General features: G+C 45.6%; 19 protein-coding genes. 5 read left to right on the top strand and 14 right to left on the bottom strand.

The genetic code is table 11. From position 1 onward, the window contains the following. Nucleotides 1–347 precede the first annotated feature (347 nt). From R7O03_RS13860 to R7O03_RS13820, 9 genes are all read right to left on the bottom strand, one after another. Entirely contained in the window at nt 348–1679 is a 1332-nt protein-coding gene (locus tag R7O03_RS13860) for a trypsin-like serine protease (protein ID WP_031781180.1), read from the bottom strand. 191 nt (nt 1680–1870) lie between these two features. After that, the gene (locus tag R7O03_RS13855; RefSeq protein WP_104975347.1) at nt 1871–2350 is read right to left on the bottom strand and encodes a GNAT family N-acetyltransferase; all 480 of its coding nucleotides are present in this window, start codon (nt 2348–2350) and stop codon (nt 1871–1873) included. 189 nt (nt 2351–2539) lie between these two features. Beyond that, nucleotides 2540–4417 (bottom strand): propionyl-CoA synthetase, encoded by a 1878-nt coding sequence (locus tag R7O03_RS13850; protein WP_318131775.1) that lies wholly within the window; start codon nt 4415–4417, stop codon nt 2540–2542. A gap of 77 nt (nt 4418–4494) precedes the next feature. Then, nucleotides 4495–5691, bottom strand: coding sequence for a 2-methylaconitate cis-trans isomerase PrpF (gene prpF / locus R7O03_RS13845; RefSeq protein WP_213904041.1), 1197 nt, complete (start codon nt 5689–5691; stop codon nt 4495–4497). Between the two features lie 9 nt (nt 5692–5700). Continuing rightward, nucleotides 5701–8292, bottom strand: a complete 2592-nt coding sequence (gene acnD / locus R7O03_RS13840) for a Fe/S-dependent 2-methylisocitrate dehydratase AcnD (RefSeq protein WP_318131774.1) — start codon at nt 8290–8292, stop codon at nt 5701–5703. A gap of 156 nt (nt 8293–8448) precedes the next feature. Continuing rightward, entirely contained in the window at nt 8449–9591 is a 1143-nt protein-coding gene (gene prpC / locus R7O03_RS13835; protein WP_005377283.1) for a 2-methylcitrate synthase, read from the bottom strand. A gap of 132 nt (nt 9592–9723) precedes the next feature. Further along, nucleotides 9724–10620 (bottom strand): methylisocitrate lyase, encoded by an 897-nt coding sequence (gene prpB / locus R7O03_RS13830; protein ID WP_172563240.1) that lies wholly within the window; start codon nt 10618–10620, stop codon nt 9724–9726. Between the two features lie 12 nt (nt 10621–10632). Further along, nucleotides 10633–11346, bottom strand: a complete 714-nt coding sequence (locus R7O03_RS13825; protein WP_005377279.1) for a GntR family transcriptional regulator — start codon at nt 11344–11346, stop codon at nt 10633–10635. A 264-nt stretch (nt 11347–11610) separates the two neighbouring features. After that, the gene (locus tag R7O03_RS13820) at nt 11611–12009 is read right to left on the bottom strand and encodes a GFA family protein (RefSeq protein ID WP_017633774.1); all 399 of its coding nucleotides are present in this window, start codon (nt 12007–12009) and stop codon (nt 11611–11613) included. 265 nt (nt 12010–12274) lie between these two features. Between R7O03_RS13820 and R7O03_RS13815 the strand changes: the two genes are divergently transcribed. The 5 genes from R7O03_RS13815 to R7O03_RS13795 all read left to right on the top strand — a co-directional run bounded on the left by R7O03_RS13815 (nt 12275) and on the right by R7O03_RS13795 (nt 17172). Then, nucleotides 12275–13246, top strand: coding sequence for a tripartite tricarboxylate transporter substrate binding protein (locus tag R7O03_RS13815; RefSeq protein ID WP_005388181.1), 972 nt, complete (start codon nt 12275–12277; stop codon nt 13244–13246). Between the two features lie 238 nt (nt 13247–13484). Further along, nucleotides 13485–13979: a tripartite tricarboxylate transporter TctB family protein gene (locus tag R7O03_RS13810; RefSeq protein ID WP_005388179.1), complete on the top strand. Its 495-nt coding sequence runs from the start codon at nt 13485–13487 to the stop codon at nt 13977–13979. A 19-nt stretch (nt 13980–13998) separates the two neighbouring features. Then, nucleotides 13999–15525 (top strand): tripartite tricarboxylate transporter permease, encoded by a 1527-nt coding sequence (locus tag R7O03_RS13805; protein ID WP_318131773.1) that lies wholly within the window; start codon nt 13999–14001, stop codon nt 15523–15525. Between the two features lie 279 nt (nt 15526–15804). Next, nucleotides 15805–16320, top strand: a complete 516-nt coding sequence (locus tag R7O03_RS13800) for an adenylate kinase (protein ID WP_149192504.1) — start codon at nt 15805–15807, stop codon at nt 16318–16320. Nucleotides 16321–16401: 81 nt separating this feature from the next. Beyond that, nucleotides 16402–17172: a sulfite exporter TauE/SafE family protein gene (locus R7O03_RS13795; protein WP_005388172.1), complete on the top strand. Its 771-nt coding sequence runs from the start codon at nt 16402–16404 to the stop codon at nt 17170–17172. Between the two features lie 293 nt (nt 17173–17465). Here R7O03_RS13795 and R7O03_RS13790 read toward each other — a convergent pair whose 3' ends face one another. From R7O03_RS13790 to R7O03_RS13770, 5 genes are all read right to left on the bottom strand, one after another. Next, nucleotides 17466–18437, bottom strand: a complete 972-nt coding sequence (locus R7O03_RS13790; protein WP_005388171.1) for a TAXI family TRAP transporter solute-binding subunit — start codon at nt 18435–18437, stop codon at nt 17466–17468. A 205-nt stretch (nt 18438–18642) separates the two neighbouring features. Beyond that, on the bottom strand, nt 18643–19647 hold the full coding sequence (vopD, locus tag R7O03_RS13785) for a type III secretion system translocon subunit VopD (RefSeq protein WP_213973406.1): 1005 nt from the start codon (nt 19645–19647) through the stop codon (nt 18643–18645). Between the two features lie 10 nt (nt 19648–19657). Continuing rightward, nucleotides 19658–20857: a type III secretion system translocon subunit VopB gene (gene vopB / locus R7O03_RS13780; protein WP_149192505.1), complete on the bottom strand. Its 1200-nt coding sequence runs from the start codon at nt 20855–20857 to the stop codon at nt 19658–19660. A 7-nt stretch (nt 20858–20864) separates the two neighbouring features. Continuing rightward, on the bottom strand, nt 20865–21350 hold the full coding sequence (vcrH, locus tag R7O03_RS13775; protein ID WP_005377258.1) for a SycD/LcrH family type III secretion system chaperone VcrH: 486 nt from the start codon (nt 21348–21350) through the stop codon (nt 20865–20867). 12 nt (nt 21351–21362) lie between these two features. Next, nucleotides 21363–23186 (bottom strand): virulence-associated V antigen, encoded by a 1824-nt coding sequence (locus R7O03_RS13770; protein ID WP_154204546.1) that lies wholly within the window; start codon nt 23184–23186, stop codon nt 21363–21365. Nucleotides 23187–23192 lie beyond the last annotated feature (6 nt).

Genomic DNA, 23192 nt, shown 5'->3' with positions numbered 1-23192 from the left:
ATCATGGCAGTTAATCTTATCTTTTTCGACAAAAATTAAGTAACGAGTTATGCCAAACTGAGTTGATCGCGTAAAACCCGATCTCAACGCTCACTGGAGAATAATTTAATGCAAACCTGACAAAGATCAGACAAAACATAAAATGTTGATCGCAATTCTGCCAGTTATATAAAGATAACGTCAGGACAAAGTCATACACATTTTGTGGGTTCTCATAGTTGACACAATAAAAAAGGGCTTATTATTTGCAAACAATAAACCCCAGTTATAATAACTATGTACTGATCGTTGAAACCAAGAATGAATCTTATCTCATGGTCAACGAATCAAATTCACTGGCCCGATCGTTAGTTAGACTTGCAATTCGCATCGCCTACTTTTTGCCAAACACCCCAAGGCCCTGAGTCTGCTGGATTATCACCTTGAGTCCACCACTGCGCTTGCCAAACTTTACCATTCCAAGTAACCGTATCTCCTTTGAGATACACTAAGCTGGCTTGCCATACAGTTGTACAGCTATCTGTGGGAGGCGTTGTCACCGTTTTCGCTTGAGCGGATACTAACGCTTGGTATTGTGTGCTGGTCTTATCAACGTTGAAGTTCAAAGCCACTCTTGCTTCTCCGCTCTGAGTAGCACCAAATTCAACATCAACACGACAACTTGCATTCATTGCTAACGTCGCCTGAGAGCACTGATCATTGGCAATAACAGCTGCATCAGTAACACCCGAAGCAAACGCGCGAACATTTTCCACAGTGAACGTGGTGCTCCCTGAATTCTGGATAACAAAGCTATGTTGCTGTAACTCCCCAACATTAAATGATGCCAGTGTCTGTTCGGTGGTGTATCCAACAGAAACATTCTCTTTTGGTGGTGTTGCTGTTCCGATAACACCATCGACAAAATTGCGCATAGCAGCGATATCGCTATAAACCCCATACATACCAGGACGAGCACAACCTATTCCCCAACTGACCACACCAAGTTGAGTAATTACACCACTGCGATTAATGACGATTGGACCACCACTATCTCCCTGACAAGAATCTATTCCACCTTGAGGAATACCCGCACAGAATGACACTTCTCCAACCGTTGTGTAGTTGCCACCGGCTTGACGGCAAGTCATATCCGATACAAGTGGGACGTCAACCTCTTGCAATCGAGACGGAGAGCTTCCTCCTTCAGAAGTTCGCCCTAAGCCAGCAACACTAAGCCAATCTCCGATGCTCGCGTATTGCGTTAGACTACCATTCGCAATCTCAACTGAAGAAACACCTTGAGGCACAGAGTCGAGCTTCAATACCGCGAGGTCATGAGAAAGCGTCGCGCGGCGATATGCCGGGTGCATATGGATCTCACTGACGTTTGCACGAACACCGTCACTACCGTTATAAACAACGCCACCGATTTTAACCGCTATCTGATTCGGAGAATCTCCCTCAACACAATGCGCAGCAGTCAGGACGTAACCATTCCCGATATAACTGGCCCCACAATATGATCGGTTACCATAACGACTAACAATTTGGGTGTAGAATTTCCAGTCACGTGGGTCGGCAGTTACTCCGCCTACGATCTGGGGTTGGATAGTATGATTTTGCGTCTGTGACAAATCATCAGCACTTGCGAACATTGGCAAAACGGCTAAAGCAAGTAACGATTTTGTTAGTTTCAAAATATTGTCCTCTTGTTTTTGTAAGCACGATCCTCGTGCTACTAATAAACAAGCAGACAAAAACGCCGATACCAATGTGGGTGCATATCAATTTGTTAACATTGCGAGCAACTTATAGAGAAAAGTCTATTGACGAACTGAATGATTTCAATTCGATAGAACCTAAATCACAATATTAAAGTTAAATACGATTATTCGTTCAGCGGTTTTCTTAAATAGTGGATATGATGTGCAAATCCTTGTTTTTCATACAAAGATATTGCGCCCTGGTTAAAATGCCATACTTCAACAAACATCTGTTTTGCACCGTAATCAGAGAACGTTGACTCAATTTTATTAATCAATGCCTGCGCCGTACCTTGTTTTCGATATTCAGGCAGCACATAGAGCTCATCCACACTTCCCATCATAACTGGCTGGCTGACGGTAGAAATAAGTTCACAGAAGTGACCAGAGATAAAGCCAATAATTTCATCTCCTTGTTTTGCTAGGTAAACAAGGCACTCAGGGTCGTCAATATATCGAGCAATGCTTTTTTCTTGTTCTATCTCCTCTGCCGTTTTGAAAAGTTCAGGAGATTGAAGATGATGCTCATCATGAAGCTCGAACATAAGATCGTTGAGCAACTCTAGGTCGCTAAAACACGCAGGTTTAATCGCAAACGTGGTCATACAAAGGGTCACTAAAAATGGAATGGCTGTAGTTTGTGAGGAAAACGTCGTATTGGCAAGTCACAAATGCTTTCACGATACGTTTGTACTGTTTGAACAACAAAAAGGCCCCTGCACTTAATAAACGTACAGAGGCAGAACCAACCAACAGAGTTCGAGGATCAGGGGTTAGTTAGAATTGAGTTTTTCTCAGCGTCGTAGCACTCGCTCAATTTCGTTCAAGCTACTTGGGTCATCAATCGTTGACGGAACGGTGTATTTTTCACCATCAGCTATTTGACGTATAGTTCGACGCAAAATTTTACCTGAACGTGTTTTCGGTAAACGGTCTACAACCAACGCATGCTTGAAGCAAGCAACTGCACCTATCTCACTACGCACTTTGCCAACAAGCTCACCTTCAAGGTCTAGCTCATCCACTTTGACGCCGTCTTTCAGTACAACAAAACCAAGTGGAAGCTGACCTTTTAGATCATCGTGGATACCAACCACCGCACATTCTGCAATCGCTGGGTGGCCTCCTACTATTTCTTCCATTTCACCTGTCGACAATCGATGTCCCGCGACATTAATCACGTCATCAATACGTCCCATAATAAACAGGTAACCGTCTTCATCCAGATAGCCACCATCACCTGACACGTAGTAGCCTGGGAATTGGCTAAGATAACCAGTTTCAAAACGGTCATGATTACGCCAAACCGTTGGCAGACAACTTGGTGGTAGCGGACGTTTTAATGCGACAAAGCCTTGTTGGTTAGGCCCGACAGCCTCTCCAAGTTCATTCAGAATCTCGACCTGATAACCCGGAATGGGCTTCGTCGAAGAACCAGCTTTAACTGGCATCATTTCGACACCTGTCGGGTTGCCCGCGATGGCCCAGCCCGTCTCGGTTTGCCACCAGTGGTCAATAACGGGCTTGTCCGCTTTGCTCTGAACCCACTCCAGTGTCGGAGGGTCGAGGCGTTCTCCCGCCATAAAGATGGTTTTCAGATTCGACAAGTCGTACTGTTTTAAGTGCTCACCTTCCGGGTCCTCTTTCTTAATCGCACGAAACGCCGTTGGTGCAGAGAACAACGCATCTACTTTATATTCATCACACACTCGCCAAAATGCGCCAGGATCCGGTGTTCGAACAGGCTTGCCTTCGAATAGGATGGTAGTGCAACCGTGAATCAGTGGAGCGTAAACAATGTAAGAGTGCCCTACTACCCAGCCCACATCAGATGCCGCCCAAAAGACGCCATCTTGAGGAATGTTATAGATTGCGCTCATGGAGTACTTCATCGCGACAGCATGGCCACCGTTATCACGCACAACGCCTTTCGGCTTACCTGTCGTACCTGATGTATAAAGTATGTAGAGCGAATCGGTTGCTAACACCGGAACACAACCATGTGGCAGCGCTTGTTTGTACTCTCGCTGCCAATCTAAGTCTCTTTCTTGGTTTAGCTCAGCGTCGCACTCTGGACGTTGGAAAACAAACACTTTCTCAGGCTTCCAACGGCTGTCCATAATGGCTTTGTCTACCATTGGTTTGTATGGAATGACTTTGTTGATCTCAATCCCGCACGACGCCGTCATGATCACTTTCGGCTCTGCATCTTCAATTCGTACAGCAAGCTCATTAGGTGCAAAACCACCGAATACTACGGAATGAATCGCCCCCAAACGCGCGCAGGCAAGCATCGCCATTGCGGCTTCTGGGATCATCGGCATATAAATAACGACTCGGTCGCCTTTTTCAACACCTTGAGCAGACAGCATGCCAGCAATTTTTGCTACTTGGTCACGTAGGTCGCTATAGGTGTACGTGGCTTTACGACCTGTCACTGGCGAGTCATAAATGAGTGCAGTATTATCACCGCGTCCTTGCTCGCAATGGTAATCTAATGCTAACCAGCACGTATTCATTACACCATCTGGAAACCAACGTTCTATGCCGTTTTCATCAGATTTCAAGATAGTTTTAGGAGATTCGAACCAATCGAGATTCTCCGCTTGAGCGCGCCAAAAACTCTCCGGTTCATTCTTCGCCCATAAGTATTCTTTTTCGTATGAAGACATATTGCTTCCTCCAGTATGTCCTGACATTGCTCTCGTTCTACTCAAAGATCGCTATTTTAATCCAAAGATCGTCTCTTTTAATCGAAGACATAGAAGGGTACACGCACAAATCCCTCCATCAGTATTCTCGCACTTCGGCTCATAATGGCTTTTTGCACCACCCAGCCCTGCTCAGTTTGCTTCGCTTGTGCCCCAACTTTTAACGTTCCTGACGGGTGACCAAAAGTCACGGACTCTTTTTCACCGCCACCAGCGGCTAAATTCACTAACGTTCCGGGCACACACGCAGCAGAAGCGATAGCAACGGCTGCTGTTCCCATCATTGCATGGTGAAGCTTGCCCATCGACAGCGCGCGAACAAGCACATCAATATCCGACTCATTTACGGCTTTACCACTTGAAGAAAGGTAACTTCTCGGTTTAGAAACAAATGCTATTTTCGGCGTATGTTGGCGTGTTTGAGCTTCTTCTAAATCAGAAATCAGGCCCATTTTTAACGCGCCATATGCACGGATGGATTCGAACATCGCTAATGCTGTGTCATCGTTGTTGATATCGTCTTGCAGCTCGGTGCCCTGATATCCAATCGATTCAGCATCAATAAAAATGGTTGGTATGCCCGCGTTAATAAAGGTCGCGTTGAACGTACCCACATCCGGCACCACCAAATCATCAACTAAGTTGCCCGTTGGGAACATACTTCCTTCGCCATCGGAAGGATCAACAAAATCCACTTGAATCTCTGCCGCTGGAAACGTGACACCATCGAGTTCAAACTCTCCGGTTTCTTGGACGAAACCATTGACGATTGGCACGTGAATCAAAATCGTTTTGCTGATGTTCACTTGCCAAACACGCACCGTCACAATGCCATTTTCTGGAATGCGGCCTTGTGGGATCAGACCAGCATGAATGGCGAAAGGACCGACAGCGGCAGACAAGTTGCCGCAGTTACCACTCCAATCGACGAATGGTTTGTCGATCGACACTTGGCCAAATAAGTAGTCAACATCGTGATCGGCTCTGCTGCTGCGCGAAACAATCACTGTTTTACTGGTGCTTGACGTCGCGCCCCCCATGCCATCAATTTGCTTCGCGTAAGGATCAGGGCTGCCAATAACGCGTAGCAACAGTTTGTCACGTGCGGCTCCAGCCACTTGCGCTTCTTGAGGTAAATCCTCTAGGTTGAAAAAGACACCTTTACTCGTGCCGCCACGCATGTACGTCGCGGGCACTTTTATTTGGCTTGTTTGATTCGGAGTATTATTTGACATACGCACTCCTTATTGTGCCAAGAAATCTTGCGCGAAACGCTGCAAAACACCGCCTGCGTTGTACACGTGAACTTCGTCAGCGGTATCTAAGCGACAAGTAACCGGAACATCGACTCTATCGCCGTTGCTGCGTGTGATAACCAGCGCTAAATCAGCACCCGGCTTGATTTCACCAACCACGTCATACAGTTCAGTACCATCCAGTTCTAATGTATTGCGATTAACACCCGGCTTAAATTGCAGTGGTAACACGCCCATGCCAACCAAGTTAGTTCGGTGAATACGCTCAAAGCCTTCTGCAACGATTGCTTCTACACCAGCCAATCGAACGCCTTTTGCTGCCCAGTCACGAGATGAACCCTGACCATAGTCAGCACCTGCAACAACAATCAGTGGTTGCTTGCGGTTCATGTAGGTCTCAATCGCTTCCCACATGCGTACAACCTGACCTTCCGGCTCGATTCGCGCCAGAGAACCCTGAACCACTTCACCGTTCTCTTTCACCATTTCGTTAAATAGTTTCGGGTTAGCAAAGGTCGCGCGTTGCGCCGTTAAGTGGTCACCACGGTGAGTCGCGTAAGAGTTGAAATCTTCTTCTGGCACACCCATTTTCGCTAAGTATTCACCTGCTGCGCTGCTTGCGAGAATCGCGTTGGATGGTGATAAGTGATCAGTGGTGATGTTGTCGCCCAGAATCGCCAATGGACGCATACCAGACAATGTTCTTTCTCCCGCTAGCGCACCTTCCCAGTACGGTGGTCGGCGGATATAGGTACTCATCGGACGCCAGTCGTACAGCGGGTTGGGATTTTGCTCTTGATCATTCAGCTTAAACATCTGAATGTAAACTTGCTTAAACTGCTCTGGTTTAACATGAGTACCGACAACTGCATCGATCTCTTCATCGCTTGGCCACAAATCATTGAGATAAATTGGTTTGCCGTTTTGGTCCGTGCCAAGCGCATCGCGCTCGATATCAAAACGAATGGTACCGGCTAGTGCATAAGCGACAACCAATGGTGGTGAAGCCAAGAAAGCTTGTTTGGCGTACGGATGGATTCGACCATCAAAGTTACGGTTACCAGAAAGCACCGCTGTTGCATATAAATCACGGTCGATGATCTCTTGTTGGATTTTTGGATCCAGCGCACCACTCATACCGTTACAAGTTGTACATGCGTAACCAACAATGCCAAAGCCAAGCTTCTCTAGCTCTGGTAATAAGCCCGCTTCTTCCAGATACAAGCGTGCAACTTTAGAACCCGGAGCAAAAGACGATTTCACCCACGGTTTACGTACAAGACCAAGTTCGTTGGCTTTCTTCGCCACAAGGCCAGCAGCAACCACGTTTCTTGGGTTACTGGTATTCGTACATGAGGTAATAGCAGCGATGATCACTGCACCATCTGGCAACTCGCCTTCTTTCTCTTCCCACGCTCCAGAAATGCCGCGCTGTGCCAACTCAGAAGTTGGTAAACGACGATGAGGGTTTGACGGACCTGCCAAGTTACGGCTAACTGATGATAAATCGAACTCAAGTACTCGCTCGTAAACTGCGCTATCAAGATCGTCTGCCCAAAGACCGGTTTGTTTTGCGTAATTTTCTACTAAAGCAACTTGTTCTTCATCTCGACCAGTTAGTTTCAAGTAATTGATGGTCTGCTCATCAATATAAAACATGCCAGCTGTTGCGCCGTATTCTGGTGTCATGTTTGAAATCGTTGCGCGGTCTCCGATCGTTAGATCACGTGCGCCTTCTCCGAAGAATTCAAGATATGAAGATACCACACGCTCATTACGCAGAAACTCAGTAATCGCGAGGACAATATCCGTTGCGGTAATGCCCGGTTGACGTTTACCCGTCAGTTTGACACCGACAATATCTGGTAGACGCATCATTGATGGTCGGCCAAGCATGACGGTTTCTGCTTCCAGACCACCGACACCTATCGCAATAACACCAAGAGCGTCTACGTGAGGTGTGTGACTGTCCGTACCCACACAGGTGTCTGGGTAGGCAATGCCCTGCTTTGCTTGTACCACAGGAGACATTTTTTCCAAGTTGATTTGGTGCATGATGCCATTCCCAGCTGGAATCACGCTGACGTTTTCAAACGCCGTTTTACACCACTCGATAAAGTGGAATCGGTCTTCATTACGGCGCTCTTCAATCGCGCGGTTTTTGTCGAAGGCATCAGGGTCAAAGCCCGCATGTTCAACCGCTAAAGAGTGGTCAACGATCAATTGTGTCTCAACCACTGGGTTCACTTTTGCAGGGTCGCCGCCCTGATCTGAAATGGCATCGCGCAGACCCGCTAAGTCGACTAGAGCGGTCTGACCAAGAATGTCATGACAAACAACGCGTGCTGGATACCAAGGAAAATCAAGATCGCGTTTGCGTTCGATTAACTGTTTCAGGCTATCTGTCAATGTGTTCGGGTCACAGCGACGGACCAGTTGCTCAGCTAGCACGCGAGAGGTATAAGGGAGTGTTTCATAGGCTCCAGGAGAAATGGCATTGACGGCTTCGCGTGCATCAAAATAATCCAGTTGAGTTCCCGGAAGCGGCTTACGATATTGGGTATTAATATTTGTGTTCATGGTTTGCTTCCATTCAGTCTTTACATCTTGCCTTCATCAAGGTTTTCCATTGCTCCAGAAACACAGTGATGAGAGGTTCTCCTTCCTCTGTTAGAGAGAATGACAAAGGAAGGAGGTGGTCAACCAAAGCATATAATGCCCTCGTTGACCTTCGCGCTAGCGATTCTCGATAGGCACCCATTCTTGATGATCTGGGCCCGTATAATCGGCACTTGGGCGAATAATACGGTTATTGGCACGCTGTTCATAAACGTGTGCAGCCCAGCCCGTTAAACGACTCATCACAAAGATTGGGGTGAATAGTTTGGTTGGAATGTCCATGAAGTGGTAAGCCGATGCATGGAAGAAGTCCGCATTACAGAACAGACCTTTCTCTCGCTTCATCACTGATTCAACACGCTCAGAAACCGCATATAGATGTGTATCACCAACTTGTTTCGATAGCTCTTTGGACCAGCGTTTTATTAAGGCGTTGCGAGGGTCACTTTCACGATAAATCGCATGACCAAAGCCCATGATCTTGTCTTTATTGGCTAGCATTTTCATGATGTTCGCTTCCGCCTCATCGGGCGTTTGCCAATCTTCAATCATTTCCATCGCCGCTTCGTTCGCACCGCCGTGAAGTGGTCCACGAAGCGTACCGATTGCAGCCGTGATACAAGAATGGATGTCTGACAACGTTGATGCACAAACGCGTGCCGCGAATGTAGAAGCATTAAACTCATGTTCAGCATAAAGAATGAGCGAGCAATGCATCACTTGTTTGTGCAGCGCAGATGGCGCTTTGTCTGTAAGTAATCGCAAGAAGTAACCACCGATGCAATCTTCAGTCTGATCCTCGGTGTTGATACGCACTCCATCATGACTAAAGCGGTACCAGTAACAGATGATGGCAGGGAACAAGGCTAGCATACGTTCGGTTGCTTTCAGTTGCTCCTCAAAGCTCATTTCCTGCTCTAGGTTACCCAATACAGAACAACCCGTGCGCATTACGTCCATTGGGTGTGCGCTTGCAGGAATTAACTCTAAAGCTTGTTTTAGCTCGGCTGGCAAACCTCTAAGGCTGAGTAGGTGTGTCTTGTACGCATCAAGTTCTTGTTGATTTGGCAAGTGACCGCGTAACAGAAGGTGAGCCACTTCTTCAAACTGTGCGTTGTTCGCAAGATCAGTAATATCGTATCCACGATAAGTTAAACCAGTTCCCGTTTTTCCGACAGTACATAAAGCTGTGCTTCCTGCGCTTTGACCACGAAGGCCTGCGCCACCTAATTCTGCTTTCTTTTCTGCAGTTTGAGACATTGTTTGAACTCCTTTTCTGTCTGACTTTTCCCTCTCTGGGGTGTTTTTAGCCAAACGAATTTCACGTTATTAGATGAGATAAATTCCGATTATCTTTTTCTTGGGCTTCCGTTTATTTTTGCTTTTCCCCCGCTATTTCCCTTCAGAGAATAACTGGTCAAGTTTGTCTTCGTAGTCGTGGTAATTCAGGTGCTGATACAACTCTTTACGTGTTTGCATCGAATCAACCAGTGCTTCCTGATTACCCACTTCTAGCAAATGTTTGTAGACCGTTTCAGCAGCTTTGTTCATGGCACGGAACGCACTTAATGGATAAAGCACCATGTCCACTTGTGCTTTCGCTAGCTCATCGCAGCCATACAGCGGTGTCGCGCCAAATTCTGTAATATTCGCCAGAATAGGAACGTGCTTTCCGGTCGCTTGCTCAAGCGCATTTGAAAACTGAAGGTACTGTTCCAGCTTGTTCATCGCTTCTGGGAAGATCATGTCTGCGCCAGCTTCCACACACGCAATCGCGCGCTCGATTGCGCTGTCCATGCCTTCAACAGCTAACGCGTCAGTACGAGCCATAATCACGAAACTTTCATCATTGCGTGCATCAACCGCGGCTTTTACACGATCAACCATCTCTTGCTGGCTGACTATTGCTTTGTTCGGACGATGACCACAACGTTTCTGTGCGACTTGGTCTTCCATGTGCACCGCTGCCGCGCCCGCTTTTTCCATCGCTTTGATCGTGCGAGCAATGTTAAATGCACCGCCAAAACCCGTGTCGATATCAACCAAAAGAGGCAAATCACATGCGTTAGTGATCCGGTCAACGTCAACCAAAACGTCGTTTAATGTTGTGATACCGAGATCCGGCAATCCGTATGACGCATTTGCGATACCGCCACCAGACAAGTAAATCGCTTGGTGACCCAAGTTTTTTGCCATCATGGCGCAATACGGGTTTATAGTGCCGACAATTTGTAGTGGATTATTTTGTTCAATGGCGAGTCTGAATTTCGCTCCCGGTGTTAAGCTCATGACGAATTCCTTCTAGTCTTTGTCTAAACTTTCTGTATGTATAATTTGAGATTGGATGAGCTTTCGACTTCCTGATATGTGTCTTCTCATCAACATTTCTGCAAGCTCTTCATCGCGATTGCGAATGGCTTCCAAAATGAATTTGTGTTCGGTGAGCGCCTCATTCGGGCGAGATTGCGCACGTGGCGACTGGTAACGATACATCCGTAATAAGTGATAGAGTTCATCACACAGCAGAGATATTAACTTACTGTTTCTGCTCGCTTGGATGATGCGATAGTGAAAATCAAAGTCACCATGTTGATGGAAGTAAGACGCGCCTTCCATTTGGTCTATATGCTTGGAATGTGTCGACAATAGCATTTCCAAGCTTAAGAGCTCTTCTTGCGTAATGTGTCGCGCAGCTAACCTTGCTGCCATGCCTTCCAATGCTTCTCGAACGGCATAAAGTTCTATCAGCTTTTCCGGAGAAAAAGTGGTCACTCTGGCCCCAACATGAGGAATTCGCTCGATGAGCCCTAGCCCCTCTAAGCGCATCAATGCTTCACGCAAAGGCCCACGACTGACTTGATATTTCTTTGCTAGCTCAGGCTCTGATATCTTATGGCCAGGCTTCACATCGCCATTAACAATGACTTCAATCAGTGTTTCGGTCAGCGTTTCGGATTTGGTGTGTTCTTTCTCAGAACCCAGCACTTTATAACGAGCTTTCAACTCAGAGTTCATATTCAGATACTCTTGTTACCGACATCGAAATGTCTACAATTTCTTAACCTGAATATAAAGTAGTCGATCAAAGTGTCGACAATCAAGTAAATTGTCGACAATTTAGACTAAGGTCGTAGTTTAAATGGGCCTAAAATGCCCATTAAGTGCCTTTTTTAGCAGAAATAAAGAATGGTGAGTTCATATTGTCGACAACTTATAAACCTTTAAGCTTATGATCTAAAAACTAAAAGCTCAGCTGTCGAACAATAATCGGATAAAAAACTATTCTTTAGGTACAAATTGATCAAAAACTTGTTGCGAAGTCATCTTTTGTGAAGCGGAATTGAGGTCATAATAAGCTGGCTTTTCATCGGTAAAAATCTCTAAAGTGAGTTTGAAATCTGGGTTATCGAACAAACCAGCGGAAAGAATGTACTCACCTGTCGGCAACAAATGGTAGAAAAGGTTTGTGCCACACTCACCGCAAAACCCCCTCACTCCCCAGTCTGACGACTGATAACGTTTAGGTTCGCCACCTTTAAACGTCACGTTAGGCCCACAATGCACCGCATGAAGTGCGCCACTCGACCATTTTCGACACATAGAGCAATGGCACAGGCTAACCTCATTTTTAACCTCAGCGATGACTTCAATTGCGCCGCACAAACACGTTCCTTTCATTCTCTTTTCCTCGTTCATTTCCGTCATTTTATTATGGCCTACCAAAGCGTAAAGCCGCGTGACCTAACACCAACTTCTCGCCGTGAACTTTATGAACAAAATAACCGAAATGCTCAATATTCTCTTTATATCTCTTTTACAGACAGATATTTAACACTTAATTAACCTTTACACCAAGTTCAGCTTTAACGCTTACAAGGCATGACAACTGAGCAAAAACAATAAGGCTCAACTAAATAGAGTCGCCAACATAAGGAACGTGAACATGTTAAAGGTACTCAAACCAACGCTCGCCGCTTCAATCATCGCAGCTTCATTTTCATTCAACGCTCTTGCTGCAGATATTGAAAAAATGCACTTTCTTATCCCTGGAGGTGCCGGTGGCGGTTGGGACATGACCGCCCGAGGTACTGGTGATGTATTAATAAAGTCGGACATCGTCGAAACCGTATCATTTCAAAACCTATCTGGTGGTGGCGGTGGCAAAGCAATCGCACATTTGATTGAAACGGCTGATCGTCAAGAAGATACACTCATGGTGAACTCAACACCGATCGTCGTTCGCTCGCTCAGTGGGATCTTCCCACAATCTTTCCGCGACTTGACTCCTGTTGCCGCAACGGTTGCCGATTATGGCGCCATTGTTACATCAGCCGATTCTCCTTACAGCTCTTGGGAAGATGTCGTTAAAGCTTTTAAAGAAAACCCACGTAAGGTGAAGGTTGCTGGTGGCTCTGCTCGTGGTTCTATGGATCATTTGGTTATAGCAGCAGCTTTCAAAGGTGAAGGTTTTGATGCGCGTAAAGTTCGTTACATTGCCTATGATGCAGGTGGAAAAGCCATGGCAGCCCTACTTTCAGGCGAAACACAACTGCTCTCTACAGGGCTAGGTGAAGTACTCGAAATGTCTAAGTCTGGGCAAGTGAAAGTGTTAGCGATTACAGCACCAAAACGTTTAGAAGCTGCGCCTAACATTCCAACTCTCACCGAATATGGTAATGAAACTGTCTTTGCTAACTGGCGTGGATTCTTTGCAGCACCAGGCACAAGCCAAGAAAAGCTAGATGAATGGAATGCCGCATTTACTAAAATGTATAACACCGACGAATGGCAAGTCGTTCGAGACCGCAATGGTTGGATCGACAACTATAAAGCGGATAAAGCATTCTTCGCGTTTCTTGAAGATCAAGAGCAGCAGATGGGTGACTTAATGCGCGAGTTAGGCTTCCTGAAGTAACAATCGAATTGGGGTCCCTCAGATACCAACCTCAATGAATAACGTAGGTTGGTATTTCCCCATTGTATTTGCACTCTAAGTTTCACCGCATATGGACATTGTCGACAATCGACATGCACACTCCTTTGTTTATATACCCAAAGCGGCTCGACTAGCAGCGAAATGCTTAATTGTTAATGGTTTAGTTTATTCATTGACGTCCATATGCGGTCTTTTTTACTTTTGTTAGGAGTTGAATATGCCTCGTTCAACCAACTTTTTCACCAAAGAGTATTTGCTCTGTCGTGACCGCGTCGGCGCAATGATCTTTCTACTTTTCTGTCTTTGCTACGGTTATCAAACCTCGCAGATTCCATTGTTTCCAGGTGATGAGTATGAACCATTCACCGCACGTACTCTGCCAACCATCCTGACTTACGTTGGTGTCGGCCTTTCTTTGCTATTGCTGGTGACAGGACAACCAGATAAACAAAGTGGCGCAGTGCTGACCTTCAATTGGAAGTTACTGATTGCCTTTTTAATTTTAATGGCGCTCTACGGCGTGGGCCTGACTTACTTAGGTTTTGTGATAGCTACTGGCTTCTTTTTATTGGCTGGCTTTTATCTGCTCGGGGAAAGACGTAAACCCGTTCTGTTTGGCGCGTCGTTTCCATTCGTGATCGCGTTCTACTTATTACTCACTCAAGGTTTGGACATCTATCTCGAACCAGGTTTGATTTTCACCATCTGGTAGTCAAAGAAAGGACTGAATTATGTTAGATGGAATTCTACAAGGTTTATCCACCGCAGTAATGCCAATGAACATTATGATGGTGATCGTTGGTTGCTTCGTCGGTACATTTATCGGCATGTTACCTGGACTTGGGCCGATCTCAGCCATTGCTTTGATGATCCCAATTACTTATGGCCTAGAGCCCTCCTCGGGCCTTATTTTAATGGCGGGTGTTTATTACGGTGCGGTATTTGGTGGTTCTACATCGTCGATTTTAATTAATGCGCCGGGTTGTTCTTCAACCGTGGTGACAGCATTCGACGGCTACCCAATGGCCCAAAAAGGCCAAGCAGGTAAAGCATTAGCTTTGGCAGCTTATTCATCTTTCACTGGCGGAACGCTATCTGCCATTATGTTGCTTGTTGCCGCACCAGCATTGGCTAGCGTCTCCCTTAGCTTCCAATCGTCGGACTATTTTGCGTTGATGCTACTTGGGTTATCAGCAGTCGCGGCTTTTGCGGGGAAAGGTCAGGTAATCAAAGCGTGGATGATGACCATTCTTGGTTTGATGCTATCTACAGTTGGAATCGATAAAGGCGTAGGCGTTGAACGCTTTACCTTCGGTTTAACGGATTTAATGGATGGCTTTAGCTTCTTGTTGCTTGCAATGGCGACATTCGCACTGGGTGAGACACTGATGGGCATCCTTAAACCATCAAAAGACACCAGCGATGAAGAACAAGAAAAGCTGAGCAACATTGGCTCAATGAAAGTGACCAAGGAAGAAATCAAAGATGTTGCGCCTGTTTCAATTCGCTCTTCAATATTAGGTTTCTTCACTGGCGTTCTTCCTGGCGCAGGGGCAACCATTGCTGCTTTTTTAAGCTATGGTATGGAGCGCAACCTCGCACCTAAAGAGAAAAAGGATGAGTTCGGTAAAGGCAGTATCCGTGGTTTGGTTGCGCCAGAGTCTGCGAACAATGCAGCATCTAGTGGTTCATTTGTACCGCTATTAACGCTTGGTATTCCGGGCTCTGGTACAACAGCAATAATGCTCGGTGCGCTGATCGCTTATGGTATTCAACCTGGCCCTCGCCTATTTGTTGAACACCCAGATGTGTTCTGGTCAGTGATCATTTCCATGTACTTCGGCAACATCGTACTTGTGATCATGAACTTACCGTTGATTCCGTACATTTCAAAGCTTTTGGCGGTTCCAAGAACGGTGCTTCTACCGATGATTTTATTCTTCTCAATCACCGGGGTTTATTTGGTCTCTTTTAACACTATGGATGTGTTCGTGATGCTGATTGTGGCTATGGCTGCCATTGCACTTCGGCTCGCTAACTTCCCGCTCGCACCTTTATTGCTGGGCTTCATCCTTGGAGGATTAATGGAAGAGAACTTACGCCGCGCATTAATGATTTCAGATGGAGAACTGAGTTTCCTATGGGAGCGTCCTATTACCCTTACCTTTACTGTTTTAGCTGTATTGGTATTGGCAAGTCCACTAATCGTAAAGCTGATTCAAAAGTTTAAAGCACAGCCAGTCAGCGTTGAGCAGTAATCGCTGTCTCTTTCAACCTAGATAAAGCCATCCATCGTGATGGCTTTATCTTCCGCCCTCCAAATCGTTCGCTTATTGTGCAGATGGTATTGACAAATCACTGTCGTTATATGAAGGTGATTGTATGAACACACACTTAGCGCAACTTAACCAACGAATTATCATCATTCCATAGGAATGGTGGGATTTTTTGATGCGCTCAGTATTTATCGAACCCACCCATAGCGGTGGGTTTTCTGTCTCTACCGTATGGGAAAAGCTCTCTTGGAGGCGGTCACAATGCAAAAAATAGCAGTTTTTGGTAAACCCGGCAGTGGAAAATCGACGGTAAGTAAAGCAATCGCGTCTGCTACCGGTCTTCCTCTTCATCAATTAGATTCAATAGTCTATAAACCAAACGGTGATCCCGTTGAGCGTAGCGTTTTTGATGAAGCTCATAGCAATATACTAAGCTCAGATCGTTGGATTATAGATGGCCTTGGACCGATCAGCTCTTTCAACGCTCGTTTAGATGCAGCCGATACTCTCATTTATATTGATCTACCATACTCAGTAAGCTATTGGTTTGTGACGAAACGTCTCCTTAAAGGACTATTCATTAAACCTGAAGGTTGGCCTGATGGTAGTTCGGTACTTAAAGGAACGTTACAAAGCTACAAAGTTCTTCAGCAATGCCCTGCATTCTGGAATGATGACTTTATGTCTCGCCTCGAGGGGTACTCTCAAACTAAAGCCGTTCATGTCATCAAAAACGTTACAGAACTGAACAATTTTGTTTTAGAGCGGGTAAAGTAAACCTCATATCAGAACGTTAGAGCATGTGGGTTAGATCATCTGAAGCTCTAACAATGAAAAAGAACATAACAAGGATTGCTTATGCTTTTAGAACTAGCACTTTTATTCGTTGCTGGCGTAATTGGTGGGATCATTAACTCCATAGCGGGAGGCGGAAGCTTTATTACTTTTCCGGCTCTATTGGCAGTAGGTGTTCCTCCTATTATGGCTAACGCAACAAACACGTATGCTTCATGTGCGGGTTACATTAGCGGAGCCGTCGGGTTCAGAGAAGAGATCATGAAGAACAAGCATGAACTGCTGTTCACAGTCTCATTCAGTTTAGTCGGCGGCGCTGTCGGAGCATATCTGTTGCTCAACACGCCAGAATCGCTATTTATGGAAGCTATCCCTTGGTTACTCTTATTTGCCACCGTGCTTTTTCTCACCGGTTCTCGTTTAACAATGCTAATCAAAACTGTCGCGAAAGAGCACAAACATGCTGGCATACTCGGAGCAATCGCGTTGGGTTTATTACTTGTTGGTGTCTCTGCTTACGGTGGTTTTTTCAACGCAGGTTTAGGGGTTATTGTTCTGAGCTATCTGGTAGTAGCGGGCCACCAAGACATTAATTTAATGAACGGTTTGAAATTGCTCGTATCTACGTGTGTTTCACTCATTGCTATCGTGATTTTTGTTGCCAATGGCTCCATTGACTGGCACACAGGTAGTGTTGTTTTGGTCGGTACGTTGGTAGGTGGGTATCTTGCAGCTCGTGTCTCTCGTCAACTGAATCCCAATCATGTTAAAGGGTTTGTTGCTCTTTCTTCTATTCTCATCACTATCTACTTTTTCATTGATGTTTATGTTTAAGCAAAACTTGTACAAGTGGATAACAATCCTACAAAAACACCAGCGCGAAAGATTAATGCAGATAGCTTAACGATTTTTTGTGTCACTCCAGCGAGGTTAGGAATCTAATAGCACTACACTGAGCGGCTAATGAAACCATTTTAATCACAAAGTGCTCGGATGGAAGATCCTGTATCACGCTCCTTCGTCGCTGTACAGGATGACGAGAGATAGAAATATGCCACTCGCAGTTAAACGAGTGGCATTGATCGAGAAAGATGGCGTTTTACATCAATAATAAGCGAAAGCAACGCTTACTTAATCAGCCCTACTTCTTTGTAGTATTTGAGCGCACCTGGGTGAAGAGGCGCAGATAAACCGTCTTTTACCATTTCCTCTTTCTTCAAGTTTGCAAACGCTGGGTGGAGACGGCGGAAATCATCGAAGTTTTCAAATACCGCTTTAACCACGTTATAAACCACATCTTCTGGTACAGCAGTAGAGGAAACAAACGTCGCGCCCACACCAAAGGTTTGAACATCACTATCTGTGCCACGATACATACCACCCGGGACATTTGCGACACGATAGAAGCTGTTGTCTGCAACCAGTTTTTCTACATTAGGTCCAGCTACCGTTACGATATTACTATCACACGACGTAGTGGCTTCTTTAATCGCTCCACTTGGGTGACCAACGGTATAAATCATCGCATCAATTTTGTTATCACAAAGTGCTTTTGATTGCTCTGCTGCTTTTAACTCAGAGACAAGCTTAAAGTCGTCGTTACTCCAACCATACTGGTTCATTAGCACTTCCATAGTACCTCGCTGACCAGAACCAGGATTACCAATGTTAACGCGCTTACCTTTCAAATCATCAAAAGTTTTGATGTTCGCGTCTTTACGTGCAACGACAGTAAACGGTTCTGGATGAACGGAGAATACGGCGCGCAGCTCTTTAAAAGGCCCGCTTTCTTCAAACTTACTGGTTCCTTTGTAAGCATGATACTGCCAGTCTGATTGCGCGATACCGAGGTCCAATTCACCAGCACGAATAGTGTTGATGTTATAAATCGACCCCCCAGTACTTTCTACCGAACAACGGATACCGTGATCTTCTCGCGATTTGTTAACCAAGCGACAAATAGCGCCACCAGTCGGATAATAAACCCCTGTTACGCCACCGGTACCAATCGTGACAAACGTTTCCTCCGCAGACGCAGAAAAGCCTGTTGTGAGTGCCGCTAAAGAAGCAGCAAGTGCGATTTGCTTAAACTTAAACATTGAACATCCCTTTTACCTGTGTTGATGACCGTTTAAGTATAGCAACCGTTAACAATTTGATAACGTTTGAGTTCTCATCCTTGGAGGTTGATTTATAGATATATACTTTTTTATCAACTTAACCTACTGATAAATAGCATTTAGACTTGAATCCCATAAAAAAAGCGTTGTATAAACAACGCTTTGTAGTTAGTGAAACGGATGGTTACACCGTTGGGACTGACGCTCGCCACGCTTGGTTCTGGCTATCTGAGATAGATCGGAACAAGTCACGTAGCTCTTTCAATAAACCTTCTTGGAAACCAATGTTTTCATCGGCTTTCTGTTTGGCTGCTTGTGCGCGAGTCGCTTGTACTTCATCATCTTTGCTGCGCGCTTGCGCTTTGGTTTGCTCTACATTCGATGCTGAGTTTGCCATCTGGCCCAAAGCTTGAAGAATCGCGTTCTTTGCTTGGTTTGAGCTCATCAACTTATCGAACTTACGGCCACCACTTGTCAGCTGCGCTGTCGTGTCTGCGATATTGTCTTTCGCTAGTGAGTGCGCACGCTTAACCTGATCTTGCTGAGTTTTAGACAAGCTATTGTTATTTAATAACTCTTCTGCTTGATCGAAGCCAGCTTTTTGCGTTTTCAGTACATTATTGCTCGCCATTTCATTCTTGATTTCTTTCCCTGCTTTGAAAGAACCAAGGGCACCAATAATTGCGGTAGCACCCGCTAATACACCCGAAACGACTGCCATCGCGATCATTGCGCTTGCCGAGTTGTTTAGTTCTGCCGCTTGGCTTTCTAAACTCGCGACGTTTGCTTCAACAGCAATTTCACGTTGTAGCACTTGCTGCTCACGGCTCAGCTTTGATACTTGATACAACAATGTTAATAGCGTTAACGATTGTGATACCGCATCTGATGGTGACTTGATCACCTCCTCACCGTTAAGCGCTTTCATCGTTGTGCTCATTAATGAGTTCACCGTCGGCGCAAGAGCACTCATTAAGTTTGCAACAACTTGAGCTTGGTTACTCACTGTGGGAGCTTTAGGTGTCTCTAACTGGTAGCGTGCTGCACCAGAAACACCTGACTCACTTTGGCTTTTAACGGCACCCGCTTCAAGCTTTGTTTCCGGCGCTTTTTCTGCTTTGTTGGTTTTAATGGTATCGCCTAAACCGTATAGTTCACCACGACCCGTTCCGCCTACTTTATCTAGCATAATAAACTCCTTATACCGTTGCAGGACGGCTTAACACCGTTTGCATAGTTTCACTTTTCGCTTGAATCATTTGCATGATGAGGCTCATCAGCTCTTGGAAGTCTTCCATCAACTTACCAATCTCTTCTTTGAGCTTATCAATGACAGCCTGGCTTAACGTCATTTTGGCTCGAAGGTCTGTGATATCAGCCTGAATCTCTGTTACGTGAGCATTGTTAGCAGCATGGACACTGTCCGTTGCGCCTTTACCCACGTTGACGGCAAGATCGACGGTTTCTGCACCATAACGAATCGCTTTCGCTGTTGTTGTCGCAGCTTTTGTGCCCATATCCGCCACTTTCGCCATGTTTGCAGCGGCTTTCGTAGCGATTTCCGTGACCTTTTGAGCTACCTTACCAGCACCTTTTGCTGCAAGTTTCGCGATACCGCCAGCTGCTGCACCACCAAACGTCACAACAGCTCCGATAACCGCGACGGCGATTTCTAATGCCATTACGACTTTGTTTAGCACATCGACATTTACGCCCGCTTCTTTTAGCGCATCTTGAACGGCTGGCTCTTGCAGCGCCATGCTCACTGCTCCCATGACGCCACCAGCGATCATAAGAGCACCGGCTGCTGCACCAACACCCGTCGCCACCATTACGGCACCAACAACAATAGAAACCACCGCACTGATCCAACCAAAGATCTTCGCTGCTAAGCCTGATTTTTGGGCTTCTTTTGCAGCGGCTTCCGATTCTTTGATTTTGTCTTGGTTTTCCACCATCTCTTTTTCGTGCTTAGCTTTTGCGACCTTCACTTCCTGAATTTTCAGCTCGTTTTGAGCACTTTTCAGTTTATCCGTGATAGCAGCAAGCTCTACTTCAAAATCATCAGCAGATCCTGCGATGATTTTGACGGCAATCGAACCTGTTTGGTCTGCAACTGCATGGAGAGATTTTGCAATGGTATCGACGATCTTTTGCAGCTGTGCCATGGCTTTTAGCGTCAAATCATTCACTTTGTCATTAACAGCTGCGTTAGGTGCATCTAACTGAACTTTTACTTTTCCGGTGTTCAGTACATCTGCATCTTTACTCTTCACGTTTTCTACCGTCACAGAAGGCGTCGCTGTAGACGCCGTTTTCTGCACGTTATCTAACGTGGCTTGGCCAGATTCAGGGCTATAAACCTGTGTCTGGATGCGGTCAAGTGCAATAGAACTCATAGTCTAATTACTCCTTTTTATTTCTCACCGCTTCTAACATGATGCCTGCACGCTCATGCAAATCTGCATATTGTGATTTTCCGGCAGACATCTCCTTCGCGCTATAAAACCCACTCTCTGCTTCTGTCAGTTGTTCCAGTTTCAGGTGACATTCAGCAGAGTGAAAAGGTGGGCGTGGATCATTTACGTCCACTAGCGCTGCGTAGCTGTAGGCGTCTATTGCCTGCAGATACTCACCCAACTCCTGACGAGCCGCGCCAAGGCCAATGAAAAATCGCGCCTGATAATGATCAAGCATGCTGAGTAATTGAAATACTTTCGCTGCTTGCTCAATCTTTCCCGATTGGAAAAAGTTGTAACCTACGGCATAAATGTGTTCGATGGTGTCCTGAGACACATCGTGCAACATTTTTAGCGTGCCTCCCTCTTCCAGAAAAGACAGCAGCTCCTCTGCTTGCATTTGGGATGGATCGGTCGCGTTTGTTTTAGTCATGGTTGGTTATCCTTAAATGGCTCGTAGGATTTCTTGTAAAATACTGTGGTACTTCTGAACAAACTTGTTCATCGCTTCAACGGTCGAGTTGTATTGAGAACTGGTGTCGTTCAGCTCAGTGGTTTTGATTTGCACTTCATCGTTAAGCAACTTGGATTTAGCGCTGACAGAACTAGAAAAATTAGACAGTTTTTTCGACTTCTCTTCGTCTTGGTACGACGCACCATCACCGATAGTAATACCTTGTGTTTGAAGGAAGTCTCGATGGTTTGTTATCTTATTATCCGTCAAATACTTGTACTCAGGTGAAGCTTCAAAATCCGTTTGATTGCTGTAGTTAAAGTCACTCGCTTTGAAGTTACTTTCTGGATATCCCGGTTTATAAACCCCATCAACACTTTGCGTAGAGTGAATTTTTGATTGCACAACACCAAAAACTTTAAGCTGTATTGTGAGATCCTCTAATGCCTCTTTCTGGTCATTACGTTTCTCTAAACGGTTAACACGACGCTCATTTAGTGCAAGCAGCACTTGCTCATCAAAACGGTCTCCAATGCTGGACTCAACAACGGCCAACAAATCACGAGCCGTTAGAGAGTGCTCTGCTCTCACCTCGCGATCCGCTTTCTCTTTGTCGGTGATATTGAGTAGACGCTCTTTCAATGCTCCTAAGTTCTTGCGCAATGCCTCGTATCGCTCAGTAAATGAAGCCCCGGTAGATTCACCTTTTACTATTTTTTCAAACTGTAATCGGATATCTCGTTCGGTGTTTTCTTTGATCAAATTAACTTGAGCTGCCGTTATTTGTGTCTTTTGGACATCGGCTATCGCGCTGTCCTGGTAAAAGTCGTCGATTTCTATATTTGTTAAACTCACCGCGAAGTTGGCGAACAGACTAGAAAGGGTCAAAGGCTCAGTTCCACCAATGACAGTATTAAGTGCTGCTTTTAGATTGTTCGTTCCACTCGCCTCACCATAAGCTGCGCTATATTGGCCTTTCACTTGAGCGGCCATTTCATCTAACGCTTCTTTAAGCTGCTGTTTAGAAATACCAGGAGTCCAGGTAATTCTGCTAGCTAGCGCACTTGCGTCATCGGTGCTTAAAGTAATACCGATGCCTTGAAAACTACTTTTTAATTGAGCTGAGACTTGAAGAGCGAAACTCTCTTTAGTCAACAGAAAATCCGAGCTCTTCAGTTGCGCGAGATTAGCGGAACCTAAGCTACTAAAGGCATTGCGAAGAAAAGAAATAGAAGCATCTCTCACTTCACGGGAGCCCATTTGATTAGCAAGCTCTGCAACAAAAAGAGAAATTTCTTTGGTGGCATTAGCCAGACCTGTCTCAGAGAGGTTGGCGATCTGCTCCGCTTGGTTACTCTGAGTGCCCAGATTAAATTGACTAACAAACTCAGTAGACAACGAGCTATCTACATTGTCCGTCAGTAACTTACTAAACCAAGCCTGAAACTGATTTGATAGCGTTTGGTTTGTTTGAGCATTAAACTCGGCTGCGGTTAATTCGCCATCTGAGTTAGAACTTTGTAGCGACTTTATCCAGACAGATGCGGTGTCGGTCAATGATATACCAGCAAACGCGTTATTTTTCGCTTTTAGGCTTTCAAGTGTATCAACATAAAGCGCGATGCTTTGTGATTCCGTTTGTCCCGAGATAGTTGGCAATGAAGAGATTAGAGAGGCAAGTTGCTGAGTCTCTGCTTCACCCAGTACAGGGGTAAATGCCTCTATCAAGTTTTGTTGGAAAGTGGGTAATGGTGCACTACTCGCAGCTGTGTCTGTTGCTCCTGTCGTAGAGCCAGTCGTTTTCATATTCGTCATTTCCAA

The sequence above is a fragment of the Vibrio sp. Vb2960 genome, from assembly GCF_033337665.1.
In the GTDB taxonomy this organism is placed as follows: domain Bacteria; phylum Pseudomonadota; class Gammaproteobacteria; order Enterobacterales; family Vibrionaceae; genus Vibrio; species Vibrio alginolyticus.
The sequence above is the reverse complement of the archived record's forward strand: the minus strand, read 5'-3'. Positions and strand labels throughout refer to the sequence as shown.